This window comes from Corallococcus carmarthensis, assembly GCF_003611695.1.
Classification (GTDB): Bacteria; Myxococcota; Myxococcia; order Myxococcales; family Myxococcaceae; genus Corallococcus; species Corallococcus carmarthensis.
In genome coordinates this window covers 1-3,832 of record NZ_RAWE01000395.1, presented here as the reverse complement: position 1 = coordinate 3,832, position 3,832 = coordinate 1, and the positions used below count along the sequence as shown (strand labels likewise).

The following is a 3,832-nucleotide window of genomic DNA, read 5'->3' as shown; positions in this document are numbered from 1 at the left end:
CGCCCCCTCCCTGCCGCCCCGGCTGTGCGTGGGCGTGCTGTCCGGCACCAGCGTGGACGCGGCGGACGCGGCGCTGTGCCGCGTGGAGGGCACCGGCGCGGACGTGACGCTCCAGTTGCTCGCGCACGTCTCCCAGCCCTTCACGCCGGACCTCGTCGCGCGGGTGCTGGGCCCCCAGGACGCCCGGAGCCTCTGCGCCCTCAACTTCGAACTGGGTGAACGCTTCGCCGAAGCCGTGCTGGCCGTCATCGCGCGCGCGGGCGTGAAGGCCGGGGACATCCACGTCATCGGCTCGCACGGGCAGACGATGGCCCACCTGCCCTCGGACCTGTCCCCCATCGCCTCCACGCTCCAGATTGGCGAAGCGGACGTCATCGCCGAGCGCACCGGCCTGCCCGTCGTCAGCGGCTTCCGCACCCGCGACATGGCGGTGGGCGGTCAGGGCGCGCCGCTCGTGCCCTACCTGGACTGGGCCGTCTTCCGGAACCGCGAGCGGCCGGATGCCACGCGCGCGTTCCTCAACCTGGGCGGCATCGCCAACGTGAGCGTCGTGGGCGAGCACCTGGACGACACGCTCGCGTTCGACACCGGGCCCGCGAACATGGTGCTGGACGGCCTGGCGCGGCGGGTGACGCAGGGCCAGCTCGGGTGCGACCGCGACGGGAGCCTGTCCTCCCGGGGACAGGTGATTCCGGGGCTGCTGGAGGAACTGCTCGCGCACCCATTCCTCGCGCGTCCCCCACCGCGCAGCGCGGGCCGCGAGGGCTTTGGCGAGGCGCTGGTGGACCGGCTCTGGAAGGCAGCCCCGGAGCGGCCCCATGACCTGATGGCCACCGCGCGCGCCTTCACCGTGGAGGCCACCGCGCGCGCCTTCGACACCTGGGTGCACCCCCGCTTCCCCCGGCTGGAGGCGGTGTATGCCTCCGGCGGTGGGACGCGGAACCCGGTGCTCATTGCGGACCTGCGGGCGCGGCTGGCCCCGGTGCCACTGGAGCGGCTGGACGTGCTGGGCTTCCCCGAGGAGGCGAAGGAGGCGGCCCTCTTCGCCCTGCTCGCGGCCGAGCACCGGGCCGGGACGCCCGCGAATGTTTGCCCCGCAACTGGCGCGAGGCGCCGAGTCGTTCTAGGTAAGCTGACACCGTGAGCAGCGTGAACCTGATGGCCCGCGAAGTGGCCGCGAAGATCGTCTTCTACGGCCCCGGCCTGTCGGGGAAGACGACGACCCTGCGAAAGGTCTACGAGACCGTTCGCCCGGCCCACCGCGGCGAGATGATGTCCATCGCCACCGAAGGCGACCGGACGCTGTTCTTCGACTTCCTGCCGGTGAAGGTGGAGCGCGTGGGCGACTGCTCCGTGCGCCTGGCCCTCTACACCGTGCCCGGACAGGTCTTCTACAACGCCACCCGCAAGCTGGTGCTCCAGGGCGCGGACGGCGTCGTGTTCGTCGCGGACTCGCAGGCAGAGGCCATGGACGCCAACCGCGAGTCCCTGGCCAACCTGGAGGAGAACCTCCTGGAGAACGGCATCCGCCTGGACCGCTTCCCACTGGTGATGCAGTGGAACAAGCGGGACCTGGACAACGTCCTCTCCGTGGAGGAGCTGCGCCGGGAGCTCAACCCGCGCGGCGTCCCCGACTTCGAGTCGGCCGCCACCAGTGGCCGCGGCGTGATGGACACGCTCAAGACCATCACCCGGCTGGTCATCAAGGACCTGCGCGCCAAGCGCATCGTCCCGCCGCCGTGCCCGCCGTCGCCGTGGCGAACACCGGCAGCAAGGTGCTGGGGCCCACGAGCGCGCTGGCGCCGGGGGACCTCTTCGACCACGCCCGGGCCGCGGAGGCCGCCTTCATCGCCGGGGACTACATCACGTGCGTCACGGCCTGCACCGACGCCGTCCGGCGCGCCATGGCGTTCGCGGGTGAAGGCTCCCTGGCCCAGCAGGCCTTCCTGCTCCACGTGGACGGTTCGGACCTGCTGCGCCTGCAGGGCCTGTCCACGCTGCCGCAGCTGCGCGTGGACGACGCGGCCTTCGCGCTCTACGTCCTGATGCAGGTCTTCGTGCGGCTCAACGCCGTGGGACTTCCGACCGCCGGGTGATTCGCGCGGGGCGCAAGCCCCCACATCTCAGGGGCACGTCTCCCGCGTGGGAGTCCTGGAGGGTGCCCCTGCATGTTGCGAGTGAAGACCTCGGTGAAGCCGTCGCGGATCCAAGGACTGGGCCTGTTCGCGGAAGAGCGCATCCCCCGGGGCACCGTCATCTGGGCCTTCGACCAGCCCCTCGACCAGCGCTACTGGCCCGGGGATGTCGCGCGGATGAGCGCCGCCGCGAAGGCGTTCCTCGCCCGCTACGCCTACTGCGAACGGGGCACGCTGGTGCTGTGCGGAGACCACGCGCGCTTCATGAACCACTCGGACGTGCCCAACTGCGGCAACAACGCGTCGCGCACCGCCACCGTCGCGGTGCGCGACATCGAACCGGGCGAGGAGCTCACGGACGACTACACCTCCATGGAGGACCCATGGAGTGAGTTCCAGGGCATCATCGAATCCGAGCCCGTGCCCTCCCGCCCCTCGCTGCACTGAAAGCGCTCAGCGCGGATACGCGAGCTGCAACAGCCCCATGCGGTGCAGCTTCGCCAGCGTCTTGAGCGTCTCCAGTTCGCGCGCGGGGCTGGCCAGCACCAGCGTGGACACGTCCCACGTCCCGCTGATGAGCCCGGCGATCTGCCGCTCCTCCGGCTTGAGCATCACCATCGTCTGCGGGGACTGGATCAGCTGCGGCACCACCAGCGGCGGCAGGTCCGCGTAGAGCGCGGCCACGTGCTCGCGCTGCACCAGGCGCGCGAACTCACGCACGCGCCGGTCCGCGGGGTCGCTGGCCAGGAGCGACGCGCACACGATGCCGGCCGCGTCGTACTGGCCCTCGCGCATCAGCACCGCGCCCTTCTCCAGCATCTCCGCCACCGGATCCGCTTCCACCTGCGGCGCGCCGTCCACCTCCACCAGCTTCGCGCGCAACAGCTCGTGCACCCGGCGCGTCACCGACGAGCGCGACACGCCCATGGACAGCCGCAGCCGCCCCAGGTTCTGCGGCGTCGTCGTCAGCGCCAGGATGATCCGGTGCATCAGCGGCTGGCTGGGGCTGGGCGGCGCCAGCGCCTTCACGCTCAGCGCGTCGATGGGCAGCGCCTTGTCCACGTCCCCCTGCTCGTCCACCCAGCGCAGGGATTCGAAGAGCAGCTCGCGGATGCTCATGTCGGACGGCACCCAGTCCTCACCGGTGCGGTCCGCGTCCTCCGTCCAGTGGAACGTGCCCTGCCCCGCGATGGTCAGGTCCGTCATCGCCGCGAACAGCTCCTCGCGGCCCAGGTCGCGCACCCAGCGCGCTTGCACGCCGTGCGCGTCGAAGGCCGCGTCCACGTCTGGCGTGCGCGCCAGCTCGTCGAACGCCGCCAGCACGCGAGTGCCCGTCGCCAGCTTCGGCAGCGACAGCAGGCGGGCCACCCGGCCGCGCAGGCCTTCGCTCGCGGTGGCGCCGACCTGGCCGGACAGGAGGAACAACTTGCGCTCGCCTGCTTCCCACGACAGCTGCAACGTCCCCGTCTTGCGGGAGCTGTCCAGCCATTGAAGGAACTCGGGGAGCGGGTAGCTGAAGAGGTCGCCGTGGATGGCCATGCGTGTCGGATTCGAGGATACAGTCCCAGGCCGTGCGCGTCGCGGTCCTGTTCATCGATGGGGTGGGCATCGGACGGAAAGACCCGGCCGTGAACCCGCTCGCGGACCGCGACCACCTCCTGGCCTGGTTCCAGGACGCCCCCGCCCCCATCCTCCCC

Annotated in this window: 3 protein-coding genes and 2 pseudogenes; 4 read left to right on the top strand and 1 reads right to left on the bottom strand. The window is 71.4% G+C overall.

The genetic code is table 11. The annotated features are described in order from the left end of the window. From D7X32_RS43575 to D7X32_RS43565, 3 genes and pseudogenes are all read left to right on the top strand, one after another. A partial coding sequence (locus tag D7X32_RS43575) for an anhydro-N-acetylmuramic acid kinase (RefSeq protein WP_341868180.1) occupies window positions 1–1,144 on the top strand: 1,144 nt, incomplete at its 5' end. After that, window positions 1,141–2,096 (top strand): annotated as a pseudogene (locus D7X32_RS43570) (GTP-binding protein). The gene D7X32_RS43575 and the pseudogene D7X32_RS43570, both read left to right, overlap by 4 nt. 72 nt (window positions 2,097–2,168) lie before the next feature. After that, window positions 2,169–2,582, top strand: a complete 414-nt coding sequence (locus D7X32_RS43565) for an SET domain-containing protein (RefSeq protein WP_120608360.1) — start codon at window positions 2,169–2,171, stop codon at window positions 2,580–2,582. Between the two features lie 6 nt (window positions 2,583–2,588). Here D7X32_RS43565 and D7X32_RS43560 read toward each other — a convergent pair whose 3' ends face one another. Next, entirely contained in the window at window positions 2,589–3,674 is a 1,086-nt protein-coding gene (locus tag D7X32_RS43560; RefSeq protein WP_120608359.1) for a DUF4388 domain-containing protein, read from the bottom strand. A 32-nt stretch (window positions 3,675–3,706) separates the two neighbouring features. Here D7X32_RS43560 and D7X32_RS47365 point away from each other — a divergent pair. Continuing rightward, window positions 3,707–3,832: pseudogene (locus D7X32_RS47365) on the top strand (metalloenzyme); the annotation flags it as partial.

Excerpts from the sequence above, each read along its gene's own strand:
- D7X32_RS43565 (WP_120608360.1), top strand. The coding sequence starts at position 2,169 with ATGTTGCGAGTGAAGACCTCGGTGAAGCCGTCGCGGATCCAAGGACTG.
- D7X32_RS43560 (WP_120608359.1), bottom strand. The coding sequence starts at position 3,674 with ATGGCCATCCACGGCGACCTCTTCAGCTACCCGCTCCCCGAGTTCCTT.